Raw genomic sequence first — 19,899 nt, forward strand, 5'->3', positions numbered from 1 at the left:
CGGTAAGAAAGCGAGGCATTATTGCACCGCAATTTGCTTTGTGTTATCATTATATATACTTGACTATATATGTACTCGACGATATATACAAAACTATATACACAATTTTGTGCATATAAAAGACGATCGGAAAGGATAAAAAATATGGTTACAATAAATACAATTGGTGTTTCGAAGGAGATTGACGGTGAGTCCGGTGTGCAGTTGACGGATGAGCTGACATTTCTGAGTGGAAAGTATGCAGGTACCTGCTATGCGGCAGACGGCTACGAGACAATACGTACGCAAGAACCGCAAAAGGCACTCAGACGTGCAGAAAATACGGCACAAAACGGTCATCATTCTGTGTTTCAGCATAGTATGGTAACAATGGAAATACAGTGCCCGAAGATTATTGCAATGCTGCTTAACTCTATCGGAGTATCAAATACATCCGAAAAGAGTGCCAGATATACAAAGATGAAGCCGCAAAGTGAAAAAGAGGCCATACTTTATGAAAAGTGGCATGATATTTTGAAACAACAGATCGAAGCTTTGTATCCGGAGAAGTTTAGCGAGCGCGAGGCGGATAAACTTGCTTATGAGAATGCCAGATACATGTTGTCGGTCTTTTGCCCGACTTCGATGGTGTATTCGCTGCCGTTTCGCAATATCTTTTATGTGATGGACTGGGCGGAGCAGATGCGTGATCAGTTAAATGGACAGGCAGATGCATTCTCGAAGAGACTGGCAGAAGAACTCTCCGGGTTGGTAAAGTCCCTTGATGTCGTGATCGGTGGTAAGCGGATTTTTCATGATAATAAAAATGAATACTTTCGTTTCATGCCCGTGCAGGCGACCGGACAGCTGGACGATGATAATGTCGAGTACTTTGGAGATGTGTATACGGCAAAATTTTTGGCTTCTTTTGCACAGGTTGCACAGGAGCAGAGACATCGTACGCTCCGTGTAAAGATCAACTTTGCGGGAGATAAGCCTGGGGAATATGGTTATTATGTACCGGAATTACTGCAGGAACAGTCACTTCAAGAGGAATGGCTGCAGGATATTGCCGGAGTCGCAGAGCAGTTCCCGCAGGGAATGTTAGTTTCCGTAACAGAGCAGGGACTGTTTGAGGATTTTGCCTTGAAATGTAAAGAGCGCATGTGTGGGAGAGCACAGCTGGAGATCATGCGGTTGACGGAAGAGCTGGTGGCACGTTTCGCGAAAAATAAGCAGAACCTGTCTTCTGCCAATCGGAGACGTTTGGAGGATCTGTTAGAAGATGATAAGCCTTGTGCTCGTTGTGGATACCGTGATTTTCAGTGTGTGGAAGGTTGTAAATGGGGGAAAGCAGGGGCACTGCTCAGACATATTTAGTAGAAAGGAATGAAGAGTTAAGATGGTATTTGGAGTGATATTAGCCGGAGGAATAGGCAGCCGCATGGGAAATGCAGAGAAGCCAAAACAGTATATCAAAATTGGAGATAAACCAATCATTATTCATACGATCGAGAAGTTTTATGTGCATGATGCCTTTGAGAAATTGATCGTTTTGTGTCCGAAGCAGTGGGTAGAACATACGAGAAATCTTGTTCGCCAGTATATGGGGGATACTGACCGGGTCGTTGTATTGGAAGGCGGAGAGACACGCAACGAAACAATCATGAATTCTATTCGTTATATCGAGGAAGGCTATGGTTTGAATGACGACACACTGCTTGTCACACATGATTCTGTGCGCCCGTTTTTAACACATCGCATCATCGAAGAAAATATTGAATATGGACAGAAGTATGATGCAGTGGATACCGTGATACCGGCAACGGATACGATCGTGGCCAGCGAAAATGGAGAGATTATCAGTGATGTACCGGACAGATCTAAGATGTATCAGGGACAGACGCCGCAGACGTTTCGTGCCAAGAAATTAAAAGATCTGTATTATTCGCTAAGTGATGAGGAGAAGGGAATCCTTACGGATGCTTCTAAGATATTTGTCATGAAGGGAGAAAAGGTGCATTTGGTACAGGGTGAGGTGTTCAATATTAAGATTACCTACCCATATGATCTGCGTGTGGCAGAATCATTGATCAGAAATGGGGAGATGGATAAGTAATGTTAAATGCGGTATACCGTCTCGTAGCACCGAGACGATTTGAAGTAGAGTTTGGTGAAGTGCCATTATTTGGACAGGAAGTGATCGTGCGTCCGACACATTTATCCATTTGTCATGCCGATCAGAGATATTATCAGGGAAGCAGACCGGCAGAAGTTCTCAAACAAAAGCTTCCGATGGCATTGATCCATGAGGGGATCGGCAAAGTAGTTCACGATCCGACCGGGCAGTTTTCCTACGGACAGACGGTGATCATGATCCCGAATACACCGACGGAACACGATGATATCATTGCCGAAAATTATTTGCGGTCCAGTAAATTCCGCGCAAGTGGGTTTGACGGATTTATGCAGGAGTATGTCAGCTTACAGCCGGACAGACTAGTTGTGCTTCCGGAGGGGATCGACCCGGTCGTGGCAGCGTTTACGGAGTTAGTATCCGTCAGCGTTCATGCACTGCAGCGATTTGATCGGATCGCACATGCACGTCGTAATATGATCGGTATCTGGGGGGATGGCAATTTAGGCTATATCACAGCGATTTTTTGTAAAGCTATGTTTCCGGATACGAAGCTTGCTGTTTTTGGAGTGGATAATGAAAAATTGGCTAACTTTGCCTTTGCAGATGCAACGTATCGCGTAACAGATATTCCGGAGGGGCTGCTTGTAGATCATGCGTTTGAGTGTGTTGGTGGTGCGGCATCGCAGAGTGCGATCGATCAGATCATAGATCATATTCAACCGGAGGGCACGATCGGTCTGCTTGGCGTATCGGAGTATCCTGTACCTATCAATACCCGGATGGTTTTAGAAAAAGGACTTCGACTGTATGGAAGCAGCAGAAGTGGCCGCAGTGATTTTGTAAAGACGGTGGAATTGTATCAAAGTCATCCGGAGATCGTAAATTATCTGGATGCTATCGTGGGTGCAAGAATAGAAGTGCGCAGCATGGCAGATATGGTTCGTGCTTTTGAGATGGATATTCATAAGAGCATGGGCAAAACGATCATGCATTGGATGCAGTGATCTATTGCAACAGGACAGATGTTGCCGCCCTGTCAAACAGGGGTTGAAAAATACATCAAAAACAAGTATGATAGTTTTGTTTTGGTGTAATATTTTGCAATATGTGGAATATAATGGTCAAGACATTGATCAACAGAAACAAACAGGATGAAAAGGAATGGAGGACGACATGAACGTAACATATCAGAGCACGAGAAGTGCGGCAACTAAGGTAACAGCATCTCAGGCAATCTTGAAGGGACTTGCAGATGACGGCGGATTATTTGTGCCGGATCAGATCCCACAGCTTGATGTATCTTTGGACCAGATTGCAAAGATGAGTTATCAGGAGACTGCCTATGAGGTTATGAAGTTGTTTTTGACGGATTTTACAGAGGACGAGCTTAAGTCCTGTATTAACCGTGCCTATGATGATAAATTTGATACTAAGGAGATCGCACCATTGGTAGAAAAAGCAGGTGCATACTATTTAGAGTTGTTCCATGGAGCAACAATTGCTTTTAAGGATATGGCGTTGTCAATTCTGCCACATTTGTTGACGACTTCTGCTAAGAAGAATCATATTACCAATGAGATCGTTATTTTAACGGCAACTTCCGGAGATACCGGTAAGGCAGCACTGGCAGGTTTTGCAGACGTAGAGGGAACAAGCATCATTGTATTTTATCCAAAGAACGGTGTCAGCAAGATCCAGGAACGCCAGATGGTGACACAGAAGGGTGCTAATACGAAAGTGGTTGGCATTACCGGTAACTTTGATGATGCGCAAAGCGGTGTTAAGGCAATGTTTAATAACAAAGAACTTGCGGCAGCAATGGATGCTAAGGGATATCAGTTTTCCTCTGCTAATTCCATAAATATCGGTCGTTTGGTGCCACAGGTAGTATATTACGTATATGCATATACAAGATTGCTTGGTGCGGGAACCGTAGCTGAGGGTGAGTCGGTGAATTTTGTGGTTCCAACCGGTAACTTCGGTAATATTTTAGCTGCATTTTATGCAAAGAACATGGGAATCCCGGTAGGAAAGTTAATCTGTGCATCCAACGAGAACAAAGTATTGTACGACTTCTTTGATACCGGTGTTTACGATAGAAACCGTGAGTTTGTATTGACAAATTCGCCATCTATGGATATATTGATCTCCAGCAACTTAGAGCGTTTGATCTATCGCATTGCCGGAGAAGACGCTGCAAAGACGAAAGAAATGATGGATGCGCTTTCTGCTGATGGTAAGTATACGTTGACGGAAGAAATGAAGGCACAGCTTGCTGATTTTGTTGGCGGATGGGCTTCTGAGGAGAAGACAGCAGCAGAGATCAAGCGTGTGTATGATGCGACAGGATATGTTATGGATACACATACCGCGGTTGCATCCGCTGTATATAAAGAATACAAGGACCGCACCGGAGATGAGACCAAGACAGTGATCGCATCGACAGCAAGTCCATATAAGTTTGCAACAAGTGTTATGACAGCAATTGATGCGAAGTATGAGGGCATGGATGATTTTGCGCTGATCGACGAGCTCAGCAAAGTGTCTGGAGTGTCGATACCGCAGGCTGTAGAAGAGATTCGTTCTGCACCGGTTCTGCATGATACTGTATGCGAGACTGCAGATATGCAAAAAACCGTAGAAACGATACTTGGACTGTAAATGGACAGATCAGACAGAATATCCGATGCGGTAAATAGCATAAACAAGATATCAAATATCGTAATCTGTTAGATGCTTAGCACAAAAATACAAAAAGATTGAATGAAAAAGTAAATTCCACTTGTAAACCCAATGTGGAATTTACTTTTTTAGTTAACGTGAAATGAAAGATTGTAAAAATATCTTCCCCTAAAAGAGTGGTTATATGGTATTATATGCAAGTATGGTGTTTGTACATTATGGAGTTATGCAGAAAATTTAAGGATGAGATGGAATCATTGGTTTTGGCGAAAATGACATGACAGGGAGGAAAGCAAAGATGGCAGATAGAAATACGGCTACGATTGGATTTGAAAAACAAATATGGGATGCGGCTTGTGTGCTTCGTGGCAATATGGATGCATCAGAATATAAGAATGTTGTCCTGGGGTTGATTTTTTTGAAATATATCTCAGATAGATTTGACGATAAATATCAGGAACTTGTTGAAGAAGGCGACGGATTCGAGGAAGATATTGATGAATATACTTCGGAAGGTATTTTCTTTGTGCCGGCAAACGCACGCTGGAGCGAGATTGCGACGAAAGCACATACACCGGAAATTGGTGCTGTTATCGACGATGCTATGCGTGCAATTGAAAAAGAAAATAAACGATTGAAAGATATTCTCCCTAAGAATTTCGCACGCCCGGAATTGGACAAACGAAGATTGGGAGATGTGGTAGATTTATTTACCAATATCCAAATGATTGAACACGGCAGTGAAAAGGATATCTTGGGTCGTACCTATGAGTATTGTCTTTCTATGTTTGCTGAACAAGAAGGCAAACGTGGCGGCGAATTCTTTACGCCATCTTGCGTAGTACGTACCTTGGTGGAAGTATTGAAACCTTTCAAGGGAAGAGTATATGATCCTTGCTGTGGCTCAGGCGGTATGTTTGTTCAGTCTGCAAAATTTGTTGAGAACCATAGTGGTAACATCAGTAACATTTCTATCTACGGTCAGGACTCGAACCCTACTACATGGAAGATGGCACAGATGAACCTTGCTATTCGTGGAATTGAACCAGATCTCGGAGCTTATGCCGCAGATACATTTCTAGATGATCGCCATCCAACATTGCGAGCGGATTATATCATGGCGAATCCTCCGTTTAATCTTTCTGATTGGGGATTGGATAAACTAAAAGAAGATCAGCGCTGGAAATATGGAATACCTCCAGCAGGAAACGCCAACTTTGCATGGCTTCAGCATATGATTTTTCATCTTGCACCAGCTGGTCGTATTGGCATGGTATTGGCGAACGGTTCACTTTCATCTCAATCAGGTGGAGAGGGCGAAATTCGTAAGAATATTATCAATGCCGATTTAGTTGAGTGCATTGTTGCAATGCCTACTCAGCTATTCTATACAACGCAGATTCCTGTTTCGCTTTGGTTTATCAATAAGCAGAAGAAACAACCGGAAAAGACTTTATTTATTGATGCTCGAAAAATGGGAACGATGGTGAGCCGTAAGCTTCGGGAGCTGACAGATGATGATATCAAGAAGATTTCAGATACCTATGAAGCTTTTGCTAATGGAACACTTGAAGATGTTAAAGGCTTTTGTGCTGTTACCGACACTTCTGAAATCGAGAAACAAGATTATATCCTTACACCTGGCCGTTATGTGGGTATTGAAGAGCAGGAAGAGGACGATGAGCCATTTGATGAAAAGATGGACCGGTTGACATCGGAATTGTCGGAGATGTTTGTAAAGTCACATGAGCTGGAGGGAGAGATTAGGAAGAAATTGGGGGCGATTGGGTATGAGCTCAAGTAATGAAATAATGTATTGTTTGATTTTTGATACGAATGCTCTGTTTCAAGCATATGAAAAGAAAGCGGATTTCACAACTTTTAGCTTTAATTCAACATTTGAAAATGTAATTGACATGATTAACCAACTTGATATATATAATCAGGTAACCGTAGCAATTCCATCTGTTGTTTGGAGTGAAATGGAGAAGCAGATTATAGAAAAGCATAATGAGTTGCTTTCAACTTATAAAAGTACGATATCAAAGAAACGATTTCCTGAATATTCTATTCAAGAAAATCCGGACATAGACTATCCGGAATACATAAAAAATAAGATTGCGGAATACAAGAAAGAGATTTCAGTAGGACTGAATGAAGTTATTGAGATTCCAATTGCGTCTAGTAATAGGTTTGAAAGTATAATAAATCGTGCATTCGGTAAATTACCTCCTTTTGAGGGAAAAGACAAAAAGTCTGATAAAGGATTTAAGGATGCGTTGTTATGGGAAAGTATTTTGGAATTTTCATTAACGCATTGTAACTTAAAAATCATATATTATTCCAAAGACAATGTTTTTGGAGAATCTCTTCTAAAGGAGTTTGCAGAAAATGTATCAGATTCATCACTGTCCATATGCAAAAATGAAAGTGAAGTTAAGGTGCAGTTAGAAGCGTGGGCAAAGGAAATTGACAAATATTCGTATCAACCAATTGAAGAGTTTGATGAAAACCAGGAAATTCTTGATTGGTTAAAATCTGGAGATTTTCTTGCGCAGATAATAGATCGAAATTTTGATCTTGTAGAAAAAGGACGGTTGATTACTTCAACTACAGCTCATTTGATAAGCATTGATAATATTGAATCCTTGAGTTCGAATGAGAATGCAATTGAGTATTATATTGAAGTAGCATTGCAGTTTATATACGAATTGAAGGATGGGGGAAAAACAAAGGACACAATTAATGTAGGCATAGATGTTAAGATGCTGGATGATGCCTATTCGGTTGAAGATGCTTATAGAACAGATGAAGATGAAACAGAAAGTGAGAGTTGACTTATGAATACAGGACAAGAAAGAATAAACGAATTTGTAATTCGTGAGAAACAGGGTCGATTGGGCATGAAATCTGAATGGACAAAAAAGAAACTCTCTGATATTGCAGATTTCAATCCGAGAGAAATAATAAAAAAAGGTGCTATAGCTAAGAAAATCCCTATGGATGTGCTTCGCCCATTTTATCGAGATATTCCGTATTCTGTTGAAGCGTGTTTTTCTGGTGGCATGAAGTTCCGCAATGGAGATACGATTATGGCACGAATTACGCCGTGCTTAGAAAATGGAAAAACAGCGCAGGTCTCAATCTTAAATGATGGAGAGGTTGGGTTTGGCTCGACGGAATATATAGTGTTTAGAGCAAAAGAGGGAATTGCTGATAAGGACTACTTGTATTATCTTGTTTGCAGTCCAGAGGTAAGGGAACTAGCAATAAAATCAATGGTCGGCTCATCTGGACGACAGCGTGTGCAGACTGATGTTGTAAAGAATCTCGAAATCGATGTACCTCCATTAGTCGAGCAAGAAAAAATCGGCTCATTATTGAAATTGTTTGATGATAAAATTGCACTTAATGATAAGATAAACAAGAATTTACCGCCTCATCCGTGCAACGCACGGATAGCTGCGATAGCAGCGTAGACAGACATCTTGACAAACGGATGCATACGGTTGTCAAGATGTCTGGCAGAGGCGGTAACGAGGAAACTGCGAAGCAGTTTTCGAGTCTATCAGTGGCTTAAAGGTCGATAACGGAGACATCAAGTTCGCCGGACATAAGTTTTGGCAGAAGTGTATCACGAGTATTAGCAAGAATCTTGGATTCTTTTGTGTTTTCCTGCATTGCACTATACATTGGCGAAACTATATTCTCGAACTTTTCTAATGTTTTTTCGTCAGGAATATATAGTTGCATTGCGTTAAGAATATTGGTTGTCATGCTCGGTACAGCAGAGCCAGCATTCATTGAAGCCAGATCTTTGCTTTTTACAAAGTGGTATACAAATTTTGCAATATTAGAATATAGCATCTCGGTATAGAACATGGTGTCTACCGACCAGAACGCTTCATTGACATACATGACATTGTTGAGCGTTCCTTTACGGGGAATTAGAACAGATTCGCCAGTATAGAGAGGCTTTTCTACATATCGCATTATTCCGCCCGATCCATATACTGGATAGTTTCCGTCAGCTAGTTTTTTATGATCTTTGCCATATTTAACTGAGATCAGGTCAGACAGCTGCCCTGTGCTCCAACTTTCTTGTCGGTGCTCAATAAACATACTGCTGTAAATTGCCTGAGCTTGCTGCTCTAAATTCTTGTTTACGGCAGAGCGCAGATTATATATAATATCAATTAAGAAGGAGGGTATTATGGATACCGAAAAAGCTTATTTGAGTAATGATAAAGATATGATTCAATTCCGTTATGGAGATAAGATAATTCGTTTTCGTGGACCATATTCATTAGAGCGATTTATTTCCATAAAAGAATGGGATAATGGGTATATCGTTGTAATGGCAAAGTATCAGCATAATGCGGAACCTGAGGAGGAATATATTGATATGATTCCTGTTTTGAGGGATTTATATATTGACGCCTCGTTTTTTTTAAAACCCATTAAGGAAGTGAGGTTGGCTTATGGACAAGATTAAACAGATTGCGGATCAAGCGGATATGATTATTAACGGATATGCATTTACGCGCGAAGAAAATCGAATCCGTATCTTGAATCTAAATAATCCAGAGAAAGCTTTGGTGATTTCGGAGGATGGAACGGTATTGGAAACGACAATGGATGATATTGAGATTTGCATTGTTACAGATTACTGGAAAAGTGATCGAGAATTTATGGAGGATGGGGATGCCTAAATATTATCAGGATAAGATTTGTGGGTACTACCTGTATTTTACTTCTTTTTGCGTGATTGAGTGTATGCATGTACATGCAAGCGACAGAAAACTTACAGAAGAAGGATCTGCTAAGTTTTTTGTAAAGGCTGACGGTGATACTGTGTTACAGAATAGAGGAATGCTTAATGATAGAGATATTCGAAAAATACAAGCATACATTAAACGGCACTATAAGGAGATGTATAAAAAATGGGCTCAATATAGTGAGAATGACTTCTATCATGGAAACTAGTTGGCTTGTTATGTAACAAATTCCTACCAACGGCGGGAATAATAAACCGATAGAACTGCCGTTGAGTTGTTCTCTGGTATAATAACAAAGGAGAATGACATATGAAACAACAGATTATTATTGATGTAATGCAACAGATGCTGCCGCACCTCGACAATGCCCAGATGCAGAAACTGCAAAAGGTTTTGGAATATACATTACATGGATGTGAAATAACAGTGCTTGAGGAGAATGATAATGATAATTCGCAGTTGGTAGAATCTTTTATCTCGGCAAAAAGAATTGAGGGATGTTCGGAGAAAACATTGAAATATTATCGCACTACAATAGAGACAATGTTAATTTCCGTTGATAAGAGTATTCGATATATACAAACTGAAGATTTGCGTTCTTATCTGATAAATTATCAGAATGAAAAGCAATCAAGTCGTGTGACGATAGATAACATACGTAGAATTTTGTCAAGTTTTTTCTCATGGATGGAGGACGAGGACTATATTTTGAAAAGCCCTGTCCGCCGTATCCATAAGGTGAAAACAGCAGCTAATATCAAGGAAACCTATACAGACGAGGACTTGGAAAAAATGCGCGACAACTGCACAGAACTTCGGGATTTGGCTATGATTGATATGCTGGCATCTACTGGAATGCGTATCGGTGAGATGGTTCTGTTGAACAAAACAGACATCAATTTCAACGAGCGCGAGTGTGTGGTTTTCGGTAAAGGCGATAAGGAACGTATTGTATATTTTGATGCCAGAACAAAGATTCATCTGCAAAACTATATTGACAGCAGAACGGATGATAATCCGGCATTGTTCGTTACTCTGCGTTCTCCGCATGAGAGAATCAAGATAGGCGGTATCGAATCTCGCCTGCGTGAAATGGGTAAGCAGTTGGACATTCCCAAAGTCCATCCGCATAAGTTCCGCCGGACGCTTGCAACGATGGCGATTGATAAAGGTATGCCAATTGAGCAGTTACAGCAGCTCTTGGGGCATAAACGAATAGATACAACCTTGCAGTATGCAATGGTCAAACAGAGCAATGTAAAGTTGGCTCACAAGAAATATATCGGTTAGGAAGGTGGCATCATGGAAACTTGGAAAAAAATCAGGTTGGGTAGTGCTTGCAGGACTAATACAGACTCATATTCACCCAAGGAAAAATGGGATTTTGTAAATTATTTGGATACAGGCAATATCACTAATAATACAATTGACTCCATTCAGTTCATAGATTTGACAAAAGAGAAACTCCCAAGCAGGGCAAGGAGGAAGGTTAGAACGGATAGCATTGTCTATTCCACAGTGCGACCGAATCAGCACCATTTTGGAATAATAAAATCTCAACCAGAGAATTTTTTGGTGTCGACGGGGTTCACGGTAATTGATGTTGATACTAATGTACTCAATGCGGATTTTCTGTATTATTTGCTTACTAAAAACACGCTTGTAGAAGCACTTCACGCTATTGCGGAGCAAAGTACATCCGCATATCCGTCCATCAAGCCTTCAGATATTGAGAATCTGGAAATTGAAATTCCAGACATTTTGACGCAAAAAAAGATTGCCAACATTCTCAATATTTTGGATGGCAAAGTGACGCAAAACAATGAAATAAACAAGAATTTAGAGCAGCAAGCTCAGACAATATTCAAGTCGTGGTTTGTTGATTTTGAACCTTTTGGTGGCGTTCAGCTTCCGAAATGCAGTTCATTCCACTTCAAGAACTCTGTAAAGTAGTTACCAAGGGAACGACTCCAACAACGCTTGGCAAATCATTTACAAACTCAGGTATAAATTTCATAAAAGCAGAGTCAATACATGATAATCATTCTATTGACAGCAGTAAATTCGCTTTTATTGATGAAGAAACAAATGCACTGTTGAAGCGTTCGATTATCAAAGCAAATGACATTGTGTTTACTATTGCTGGCACTTTGGGTAGATTTGCAATGATAGATAATAGTATGCTTCCGGCTAACACCAATCAAGCAGTTGCTATTATCAGGCCTGACGAAACCAAGGTTACTCCTGCATATCTTTATAGTTTCTTCATTGGTAATTGGCATAATGAATACTATTCTAAAAGAATTCAGCAAGCTGTTCAAGCTAATTTAAGCCTTACTACCATTAAGTCATTACCTATTGCAGTCTTAAATGATACAACAATGAGCAATTATGACAAATTAGTAAGTCCGTTATTTGCTCTAATGAAAAACAACGAAGAAGAAAATCGTAGGCTTTCAAAATTAAGAGATACTCTTTTGCCAAAGTTAATGTCCGGTGAGCTTGATGTTTCGGACATTGACTTTTAAGCCGCTAAATTCTTGTTTACCATAAAAATATAACGCAAAATACAGGAGGTTGAACATGTCAAATTTATTTACAGAGGATACATATGAACAGGCAATTATTGAATTGTTTGAAAATATGGGCTATGACCACCTCTACGCTCCGGATTTTGATAGAGATTATACCAGTCCGCTTCTGGATTCTATTCTGAGAGATAGTTTGGTTCGTATCAACCGTGGTCTGTCTGTAGAAGCCGTTGATGAGGCATTGGCCAAATTGAAGAATTTCGATACCGGAAGCTTGTTGCAGAAGAATATGATATTTATGGATTATCTGCAAAATGGCATCACGGTTAAGTTCTTTGTGAAGGGCGAGGAGCAATCATCTATTGTACGTTTGATTGATTACGCAAATGCAAAGAATAATTCTTTTTATGTGGTAAATCAGTTTACATTCCTTGAAAACGGAAATAACCGTCGTCCGGATATTATTCTATTTATTAATGGATTGCCTCTTGTTTTGATGGAGCTGAAGAGTCCGGCGAAGGATGAAGTGGGAGCGGAGAATGCATACCATCAGATTCGTAATTATATGCAGGATATTCCATCTATCTTTTATTACAATGCAATCTGTGTAATTAGTGATTTGTCTACGAATAAGGCTGGAACGATTACTTCCGGATTGGATCGCTTTATGGAATGGAAAACAAAAGATGGTAATTACGAAGATACTGCGTATGCGTCCTTTGAAACTTTTTATGAGGGTATGTTCCCAAAGGAACGTTTACTTGATATTTTGAAGAACTTTATTCTTTTCTCAGGCGTTAGCAATAGCCGTTTCAAAGTATTAGCAGGATACCATCAATATTTTGCAGTTCGCAAAGCAATCGAGAAAGCAAAGGTAGCAACTAAGACCGATGGTAAGGGTGGTGTGTTTTGGCATACACAGGGCTCTGGTAAGTCGTTATCTATGGTTTTTTATGCACATTTATTGCAAGATGCATTAGATAGCCCGACCATTGTAGTTATGACAGACCGTATTGATTTGGATGATCAGCTTTATGCACAGTTCTCACAATGCGCAGATTTTTTGCGTCAGACACCGGTACAGGCAGAGAGCAAGGAACATTTGAAGTCACTTCTTGATGGCAGAAGTGCGAATGGCATCATATTTACTACGATGTTTAAGTTTGAGCGTGGAGAGAAAGCCTTATCGGAACGTAGAAATATTGTTGTTATGGCAGACGAAGCACATCGTGGGCAGTATGGTTTTGATGAGAAAATCGTTATGTCAGAGAATGAAAATGGTGAAAAGGAGGCACATACGGTAATCGGTAATGCCCGTGTTATTCATGATGCATTGCCGAATGCTACATTTATTGGTTTTACTGGTACACCGATTTCAGCTAAGGACAGAAATACTCGTGAAGTGTTTGGTGACTATATCGATGTTTATGATATGACGCAGGCCGTGGAAGATGGCGCTACTCGTCCAGTTTATTATGAAAGCCGTGTTGTTCATCTAAAGTTGGATGAGAATACGCTGGCGTTAATTGATTCCACTTATGATGTCTTGGAACAACAATCCGATGCGCAAACGATCGAGAAGAGCAAAAAGATGCTTGGCCAGATGGAAAGTGTATTGGGAGCGGATTCTACGATTGAATCTCTTTGTGATGATATTGTTGAACATTACGAAAAATACAGAGCAAATCTTCTGACAGGTAAAGCTATGATTGTGGCGTATTCTCGCCCGATTGCAATGAAAATTTACCGCCGTATTTTAAGAATCAGACCTACATGGACAGAGAAAGTGGGTGTGGTTATGACTGGCGGCAACAATGACCCGGAAGATTGGAAAGAGATTATCGGAACCAAAGCGCACAAGGAAGAGCTTGCGAGGAAATTTAAAGATAATAATGATCCAATGAAAATAGCTATTGTTGTAGATATGTGGCTTACCGGATTTGATGTGCCTTCTTTGGCTACTATGTATGTTTACAAGCCAATGCGTGGATATAATTTGATGCAGGCAATAGCTCGTGTTAACCGTGTATTCAAGGATAAAGAAGGTGGATTGATCGTTGACTATGTTGGAATTGCGTCAGCTCTAAAGGCGGCGATGAAAGAATATACGAAGCGCGATCAGTCTAAATACGGTGACATGAACATTGCAAAGATGGCCTATCCGAAGTTTCAGGAAAAGCTACAAGTCTGCAAAGATTTGTTGCATGGCTTTGATTTTAGCGGGTTTGTAGGTGGTTCTCCGCTTACGATGGCTAAGCTCATTACAGGAGGTGTAAACTTTATTCTTGATGCAAGTGTACCAGAAAGAAAAGATTTGTTCTTGAAGGAAGCTATGCTTTTGAAACAGTCGCATTCACTTTGTTCCAGTATGACAACAGAGCAGGAACGGCATGAAGCGGCTTATATGGAAGCTTTGCGATCTACGATTATTAAGATTACTTATGGTGGTACCGGTGGAAAGAGCCTGTCGCTCACCGAGATTAACGATCAAATCAATGAACTTTTGAAAGCGGCAGTACAGAGTGAAGGCGTCATCAGCTTATTTGACAGCAGCAAGAGTGGTGGTGAAAATTTTAGCTTGTTTGATCCGGCAGTCTTGGATGAAATCTCTAGAATGAAAGAAAAGAATATAGCTGTTGAGATTTTGAAAAAACTTATGGCTGAGCAGGTGGCTCTTTACAAGAGAACAAATGTGGTGCAGTCACAAAAATTCTCAGAAAAGATAGCGCAACTGATGAACTCTTATTATAACGGATTAATCACCAATGAAGAAGTTATTAAAGAACTGTTGAAAACTGCGGAGGAAATTGCAAATCTCTATAAGAATGGTCAGAAGCTGGGTCTTTCACAAGAAGAACTTGCATTCTATGATGCCCTTACAAAACCAGAGCATATCAAAGATTTTTACAAGAATGATGAATTGATTGCTCTGACAAGAGAACTTACAGAAATGCTTCGTAAGAATCGTACCATCGATTGGCAGAAAAAAGAAACAGCTAGAGCGCAGATGCGTAAGATGGTTAAACGACTCCTTAAGAAATATAAATATCCTCCGGAAGATTATGCTTTTGCAATAAGTACAGTAATTAGTCAGTGTGAGCTTTGGACAGATAATGCGGAACCACGAAAAGAGGAAAAGCTCTATAAATATGTGTCTGAAATAGAACTAAGCAAGGTGGCAGAAAATACAGTTTCTTACGGAGAAAAGTAGTAATGGAGGTGCGACATGGATGCACGTAAAGGCAATATCTATGAGATATTAAATGGAAATAAACAGTTTTTGATTCCAGTTTATCAGAGATTTTACAGCTGGGATATTGATCAGTGTAAACGACTTTGGAACGATATTGTAGAGATGCAGAGAAAAGGTAAAGCGGGTCATTTTGTTGGATCTATTGTTAATATTGCTGAGCAAGCGATGCCAACAGGTGTTCAGAAGTATATGATTATTGATGGGCAGCAGCGAATGACAACGTTAACTCTTCTTCTCCTAGCTTTGCGCGATTATGCAATAAAGAATCCTAATGACACAACAATTAATGCTCGTCGTATAGATAATATGCTTCTAAAAAATGAGTATGAAAATGGTGATGAACGGTATAAGTTACTGCTAACCGAAACAGATAGGGATATTCTTATAAGCCTTGTTGAGAAAAAGCCAATTGCAGAAGGTACTCGATCAAGGTTGATTGAAAATTATAACTTTTTCGATAAGAAGCTAGCCGATAAAGAAATTCAGCCAGCAGAGGTATACGAATCAATTGGAAAATTACAGATTGTTAATATCACGTTAGACCGTACCGTAGATGATGCACAGGCAATTTTTGAAAGCTTGAACTCTACGGGTAAAGAACTTTTAGAATCTGATTTGATTCGTAACTATGTTTTGATGGGACTTGCGCCATCTGAACAAACCTATGTATATGAGCATCTTTGGCGGCCTATGGAACAACTGTTTATTTACGAAACGCAAGGATCTGTAATGGATGCTTTCTTCCGCCATTACTTGACCATGAAGTTTTCTCGTATTCCAAAGCAGGGACGTGTATATGAAGAGTTCAAGTTGTATCACTTGAACTGCGAATTTGGAAGTATTAGAGAACTTTGTCAAGATTTGCTGGAGTATGCAAAATATTATACTAATATTGTATTTAAGCGGAATTCTGACACGGATTTAAGGAGGTTATATGAAGATATTATTGATTTGAGAATGGAAGTATCTTATCCGTTCTTACTGAAGATTCATCATGACTGTACCGAAGGACTAATAACCTCAGATGAGTTGAAGGAAATTCTGGAACTTTGTATTAGCTATGTTCTGAGACGTGCAGTTTGCGAAATTCCGACTAATTCGATGAATAAAACATTTGCAACGTTGAAGAATTATATTAAACCAGACGATTACCTGAATTCTGTTAAGGCATTCTTTGTAATGCAGGATACTTATAAAGAATTTCCAGATAACGATAAGTTTGAAGGCGCATTCGTAAACCGTGATATTTATAATATGCGTGCGAGAAATTATATTCTCAGTCGATTGGAAAACTTTGAAAACAAGGCTCCAATTACTATAGAAAATTACACCATTGAACATATTATGCCGCAAAACAAAAACCTTTCTTTGGAGTGGCAAACTAATCTTGGCCCTGAGTGGCAGGAGGTCCAGAAAAAATATTTACATACAATTGGCAATCTTACTTTGACTGCATATAATTCCGAGATGAGTGACAGGCCTTTTTTGGATAAGATGGATATGCTAGGTGGATTTAAAGAAAGCGCACTTAGGATTAATAAATATGTGGTTTTGCAGAATGAATGGAATGAGACACACATCCAAGAGAGAGCAAATGAATTAGCAAAGAAAGCAGAAGTTATTTGGCCATATCCTGCTTTAACAGCTACAGAACTAGCACCATATCAAGCAGAAGAAAAAACAGTGCAGAAGTATTCCTTAGAATCATATGCTGTTAATGCCTTTACAAGGATGCTGTTTGAATCTTTGGATAAACGTATTATGAAATTATCTCCAAGGGTGAAGAAGGAATATAAAAAGTTGTATGTTGCTTATAAGCTAGATACCAATTTTGTTGATATTGTATTCCAGAAACAAAGATTGCGCATTTCGATTAATATGAAGTTTTCAGAGCTTAATGATCCTAACGGTATCTGCAAGGATATTTCAGGTTTAGGACGCTGGGGAAATGGTGACGTAGAATTGTTTATGGAGCATCAGGATGAATTAGATCAAATCATGGAAATTGTGAAGCAATCCTATGATGCACAGGCAGAAGGGGGAATAGATTGTGGTTTAGCGATTAACATTCTATAGGACTCAGCCACTTTTGTATAGTGATAGGTGTCACATCAATTGTAACCCTACAACGAAAAATAAAAAAATCAAAGAATCCCCTTGCATAGGGGATTCTTTTGTGTTATTCTATGCTAGTGTGTTTTTGCACGCAATAGAATCAATTAATCACATGTGCGGATTGCGCGAAGGTGCCTGACAGCTCAAGGTCTCGCGTTTGGAAGTACATGGAAGCAAAAAAACCAAATGGAGGTAAACAAAATGAGCGTTATTTCAATGAAACAGTTACTGGAAGCAGGTGTTCACTTCGGACATCAGACAAGAAGATGGAACCCTAAAATGGCAGAGTACATCTACACAGAGCGTAATGGTATCTACATCATCGACTTACAGAAGTCTGTAGGCATGGTTGATACAGCATACAATGCAGTAAAAGATATCGTTGCTAACGGTGGTAACATCCTTTTCGTTGGAACAAAGAAGCAGGCTCAGGACTCTATCAAGGCAGAGGCAGAGCGTTGTGGTATGTTCTATGTAAACGAGAGATGGTTAGGTGGTATGCTTACTAACTTCAAGACGATCCAGACTCGTATCAAGAGATTGAAAGCAATCGAGACAATGGCAGAGGATGGTACTTTTGATGTTCTTCCTAAGAAGGAAGTTATTGGCTTGAAGAAAGAGTGGGATAAGCTTGAGAAGAACCTTGGCGGAATCAAAGATATGAAGAAGATTCCGGACGCTATCTTCATTGTAGATCCTAAGAAGGAGAGAATCTGCGTTCAGGAGGCACATACATTAGGTATTCCTTTGATCGGTATCGCTGATACAAACTGTGATCCGGAAGAACTTGATTATGTAATTCCGGGTAACGATGATGCTATCAGAGCCGTTAAGTTGATCGTATCTACAATGGCTGATGCAGTTATCGAGGCTAATCAGGGTGTTTCTATGGATGACACAGAAGCAGCAGAGGATGCAGAGTAATCTTTAACAGGAAAATGGAGGACGAGTGAAATGGCAATTACAGCTTCACAGGTAAAAGAATTAAGAGAAATGACCGGTGCCGGCATGATGGATTGTAAGAAGGCACTGACAAATACGGATGGAGATATGGATGCAGCAGTAGAATGGCTCCGTGAGAACGGTTTGGCAAAGGCTGCTAAGAAATCCGGACGTATTGCAGCAGAGGGTATGGTTGCAGTTGACGTATCTGAGGATGGCAAGAGCGCATCTATCGTAGAGGTAAACTCTGAGACAGATTTCGTTGCAAAGAATGAGGTTTTCCAGCAGTATGTTAAGGAAGTTGCAGCACAGGCTAAGGTTACATCTGCAGAAAATGTCGAAGCTTTCTTGGCTGAGCCATGGGCAGCAGAGGCAGGACAGACTGTAGAAGAGAAATTAAAAGCTATGATCGCTAAGATCGGCGAGAACATGAACATTCGTCGTTTTGAGAAAGTTACGACAGATGGTTTAGTTGTTTCTTATATCCACGCTGGTGGTAAGATCGGTGTATTAGTTGTGGCCGACACAGACAGCGACAGCGATGCTGTAAAAGAGTGCTTGAAGAATGTAGCAATGCAGATTGCAGCTTTGAATCCAAAGTATGTATCATCTGATGATGTTGATGCAGATTACAAAGAGCATGAGAAACAGGTACTTCTTGCACAGGCTAAGAATGATCCTAAGAATGCAGGTAAGCCGGATGAGATCATTGAGAAGATGATCATTGGCCGTCTTAACAAAGAGCTTAAAGAAGTATGTTTGTTAGAGCAGCCATATGTTAAGGCTGAGAACAAAGAGAATGTTAAGCAGTATATTGAGGCTGTTGCAACAGCTGAGGGATGCAAGCTTAATGTTACAAAGTTCGTTCGTTTTGAGACTGGTGAAGGTCTTGAGAAGAAGGAAGAGGATTTCGCAGCAGAGGTTGCAGCACAGCTTGGCTAATCATTAGTCAGACCGGAAATGATCTTATTGAACAAGAGATCAATATGGTAAATGATACCCCATGAATGCATAAACGATATGCGTTCATGGGTTTTTTTAAATTTAAGAAATTTTTCATTTTCTGTATTGTAAAAAACGCTTTGCAAAGATGCGACGGTCTTGTAGCCTGCGTCACAGGTTCTTATAGAGCGCGAAAGGTAAGAGTAAGTTCTTGACACGATATCATATCGTGGTAAAATAACAATATATTAACAATAATAGGGCAAAGCAGGTGAAAGTCTGTGACGCAAAGCTATAGGGCCTTTGAAATGGCAGCCAGTTGCACAAAGATGGAATTGGTTAAAAAGGGTGCAATGGTAGTGTGAATTGCATCTTTTTTCTTTATAACGATTAAAGTATCAAAAGATAACTCAAACTTCGCACAGAAAAATGTTTAGTGTTCTATGACATAATAAGCAATATGTGACGATATGATAATATTGGATGTGTATAGTTTGAACTTGTCAGGAGATAATGGCGTAATGTACAAAAGGGGGG

At 40.0% G+C, this 19,899-nt stretch carries 18 protein-coding genes and 1 riboswitch; of the genes, 17 read left to right on the forward strand and 1 reads right to left on the reverse strand.

Going from position 1 to position 19,899, the window contains the following annotated elements; all coding sequences use genetic code 11:
* The first annotated feature begins 144 nt into the window (after positions 1-144).
* From DW981_RS00920 to DW981_RS00950, 7 genes are all read left to right on the forward strand, one after another.
* Positions 145-1,359: an FAD-dependent thymidylate synthase gene (locus tag DW981_RS00920; RefSeq protein WP_182434062.1), complete on the forward strand. Its 1,215-nt coding sequence runs from the start codon at positions 145-147 to the stop codon at positions 1,357-1,359.
* Positions 1,360-1,381: 22 nt separating this feature from the next.
* A complete protein-coding gene (locus DW981_RS00925) occupies positions 1,382-2,098 on the forward strand; it encodes a 2-C-methyl-D-erythritol 4-phosphate cytidylyltransferase (RefSeq protein WP_118506445.1) in 717 nt (238 codons plus the stop codon).
* Positions 2,098-3,123, forward strand: a complete 1,026-nt coding sequence (locus tag DW981_RS00930) for a ribitol-5-phosphate dehydrogenase (RefSeq protein WP_118506446.1) — start codon at positions 2,098-2,100, stop codon at positions 3,121-3,123. Before DW981_RS00925 ends, DW981_RS00930 begins: the two co-directional genes overlap by 1 nt.
* 169 nt (positions 3,124-3,292) lie before the next feature.
* A complete protein-coding gene (gene thrC, locus DW981_RS00935) occupies positions 3,293-4,780 on the forward strand; it encodes a threonine synthase (RefSeq protein WP_118506447.1) in 1,488 nt (495 codons plus the stop codon).
* A gap of 319 nt (positions 4,781-5,099) precedes the next feature.
* Positions 5,100-6,605 carry a class I SAM-dependent DNA methyltransferase gene (locus tag DW981_RS00940; RefSeq protein WP_118506448.1) on the forward strand — a complete coding sequence of 502 codons (1,506 nt, stop codon included), beginning with the start codon at positions 5,100-5,102 and terminating at the stop codon, positions 6,603-6,605.
* A complete protein-coding gene (locus DW981_RS00945; RefSeq protein WP_118506449.1) occupies positions 6,592-7,638 on the forward strand; it encodes a PIN domain-containing protein in 1,047 nt (348 codons plus the stop codon). Before DW981_RS00940 ends, DW981_RS00945 begins: the two co-directional genes overlap by 14 nt.
* 3 nt (positions 7,639-7,641) lie before the next feature.
* Entirely contained in the window at positions 7,642-8,280 is a 639-nt protein-coding gene (locus tag DW981_RS00950; protein WP_243034626.1) for a restriction endonuclease subunit S, read from the forward strand.
* A 97-nt stretch (positions 8,281-8,377) separates the two neighbouring features.
* Here DW981_RS00950 and DW981_RS00955 read toward each other — a convergent pair whose 3' ends face one another.
* Positions 8,378-8,923: a restriction endonuclease subunit S gene (locus tag DW981_RS00955; RefSeq protein WP_118506450.1), complete on the reverse strand. Its 546-nt coding sequence runs from the start codon at positions 8,921-8,923 to the stop codon at positions 8,378-8,380.
* Between the two features lie 91 nt (positions 8,924-9,014).
* Between DW981_RS00955 and DW981_RS00960 the strand changes: the two genes are divergently transcribed.
* From DW981_RS00960 to tsf, 10 genes are all read left to right on the forward strand, one after another.
* A complete protein-coding gene (locus DW981_RS00960) occupies positions 9,015-9,296 on the forward strand; it encodes a hypothetical protein (protein ID WP_118506451.1) in 282 nt (93 codons plus the stop codon).
* Positions 9,283-9,513, forward strand: coding sequence for a hypothetical protein (locus DW981_RS00965; RefSeq protein ID WP_118506452.1), 231 nt, complete (start codon positions 9,283-9,285; stop codon positions 9,511-9,513). Before DW981_RS00960 ends, DW981_RS00965 begins: the two co-directional genes overlap by 14 nt.
* Positions 9,506-9,787: a DUF4160 domain-containing protein gene (locus DW981_RS00970; RefSeq protein ID WP_022024063.1), complete on the forward strand. Its 282-nt coding sequence runs from the start codon at positions 9,506-9,508 to the stop codon at positions 9,785-9,787. Before DW981_RS00965 ends, DW981_RS00970 begins: the two co-directional genes overlap by 8 nt.
* A 101-nt stretch (positions 9,788-9,888) precedes the next feature.
* Positions 9,889-10,869, forward strand: coding sequence for a site-specific tyrosine recombinase/integron integrase (xerA, locus tag DW981_RS00975; RefSeq protein ID WP_118506453.1), 981 nt, complete (start codon positions 9,889-9,891; stop codon positions 10,867-10,869).
* Between the two features lie 12 nt (positions 10,870-10,881).
* On the forward strand, positions 10,882-11,532 hold the full coding sequence (locus DW981_RS00980) for a restriction endonuclease subunit S (protein WP_182434063.1): 651 nt from the start codon (positions 10,882-10,884) through the stop codon (positions 11,530-11,532).
* Positions 11,496-12,107 (forward strand): restriction endonuclease subunit S, encoded by a 612-nt coding sequence (locus DW981_RS00985; RefSeq protein ID WP_118506455.1) that lies wholly within the window; start codon positions 11,496-11,498, stop codon positions 12,105-12,107. Before DW981_RS00980 ends, DW981_RS00985 begins: the two co-directional genes overlap by 37 nt.
* A 55-nt stretch (positions 12,108-12,162) precedes the next feature.
* Entirely contained in the window at positions 12,163-15,321 is a 3,159-nt protein-coding gene (locus tag DW981_RS00990; protein WP_118506456.1) for a type I restriction endonuclease subunit R, read from the forward strand.
* A 15-nt stretch (positions 15,322-15,336) separates the two neighbouring features.
* Entirely contained in the window at positions 15,337-17,439 is a 2,103-nt protein-coding gene (locus DW981_RS00995; RefSeq protein WP_118506457.1) for a DUF262 and DUF1524 domain-containing protein, read from the forward strand.
* A gap of 240 nt (positions 17,440-17,679) precedes the next feature.
* The gene (gene rpsB / locus DW981_RS01000; RefSeq protein ID WP_022026253.1) at positions 17,680-18,402 is read left to right on the forward strand and encodes a 30S ribosomal protein S2; all 723 of its coding nucleotides are present in this window, start codon (positions 17,680-17,682) and stop codon (positions 18,400-18,402) included.
* Between the two features lie 30 nt (positions 18,403-18,432).
* On the forward strand, positions 18,433-19,362 hold the full coding sequence (tsf, locus tag DW981_RS01005; RefSeq protein WP_118506458.1) for a translation elongation factor Ts: 930 nt from the start codon (positions 18,433-18,435) through the stop codon (positions 19,360-19,362).
* A 251-nt stretch (positions 19,363-19,613) separates the two neighbouring features.
* Positions 19,614-19,689: riboswitch (cyclic di-GMP riboswitch) on the forward strand.
* The last annotated feature ends 210 nt before the right edge of the window (positions 19,690-19,899 follow it).

Origin of the sequence: Clostridium sp. AM49-4BH, from assembly GCF_003478335.1 — a bacterium.
Lineage (GTDB): Bacteria > Bacillota > Clostridia > Lachnospirales > Lachnospiraceae > Butyribacter.

Coding starts and splice junctions, on each gene's coding strand:
- thrC (WP_118506447.1), top strand. CDS start 3,293: ATGAACGTAACATATCAGAGCACGAGAAGTGCGGCAACTAAGGTAACA.
- DW981_RS00960 (WP_118506451.1), top strand. CDS start 9,015: ATGGATACCGAAAAAGCTTATTTGAGTAATGATAAAGATATGATTCAA.
- tsf (WP_118506458.1), top strand. CDS start 18,433: ATGGCAATTACAGCTTCACAGGTAAAAGAATTAAGAGAAATGACCGGT.
- DW981_RS00965 (WP_118506452.1), top strand. CDS start 9,283: ATGGACAAGATTAAACAGATTGCGGATCAAGCGGATATGATTATTAAC.
- DW981_RS00955 (WP_118506450.1), bottom strand. CDS start 8,923: ATGTTTATTGAGCACCGACAAGAAAGTTGGAGCACAGGGCAGCTGTCT.
- rpsB (WP_022026253.1), top strand. CDS start 17,680: ATGAGCGTTATTTCAATGAAACAGTTACTGGAAGCAGGTGTTCACTTC.
- DW981_RS00980 (WP_182434063.1), top strand. CDS start 10,882: ATGGAAACTTGGAAAAAAATCAGGTTGGGTAGTGCTTGCAGGACTAAT.
- DW981_RS00950 (WP_243034626.1), top strand. CDS start 7,642: ATGAATACAGGACAAGAAAGAATAAACGAATTTGTAATTCGTGAGAAA.
- DW981_RS00930 (WP_118506446.1), top strand. CDS start 2,098: ATGTTAAATGCGGTATACCGTCTCGTAGCACCGAGACGATTTGAAGTA.
- DW981_RS00985 (WP_118506455.1), top strand. CDS start 11,496: ATGCAGTTCATTCCACTTCAAGAACTCTGTAAAGTAGTTACCAAGGGA.
- DW981_RS00925 (WP_118506445.1), top strand. CDS start 1,382: ATGGTATTTGGAGTGATATTAGCCGGAGGAATAGGCAGCCGCATGGGA.
- DW981_RS00995 (WP_118506457.1), top strand. CDS start 15,337: ATGGATGCACGTAAAGGCAATATCTATGAGATATTAAATGGAAATAAA.
- xerA (WP_118506453.1), top strand. CDS start 9,889: ATGAAACAACAGATTATTATTGATGTAATGCAACAGATGCTGCCGCAC.
- DW981_RS00970 (WP_022024063.1), top strand. CDS start 9,506: ATGCCTAAATATTATCAGGATAAGATTTGTGGGTACTACCTGTATTTT.
- DW981_RS00945 (WP_118506449.1), top strand. CDS start 6,592: ATGAGCTCAAGTAATGAAATAATGTATTGTTTGATTTTTGATACGAAT.
- DW981_RS00990 (WP_118506456.1), top strand. CDS start 12,163: ATGTCAAATTTATTTACAGAGGATACATATGAACAGGCAATTATTGAA.
- DW981_RS00920 (WP_182434062.1), top strand. CDS start 145: ATGGTTACAATAAATACAATTGGTGTTTCGAAGGAGATTGACGGTGAG.
- DW981_RS00940 (WP_118506448.1), top strand. CDS start 5,100: ATGGCAGATAGAAATACGGCTACGATTGGATTTGAAAAACAAATATGG.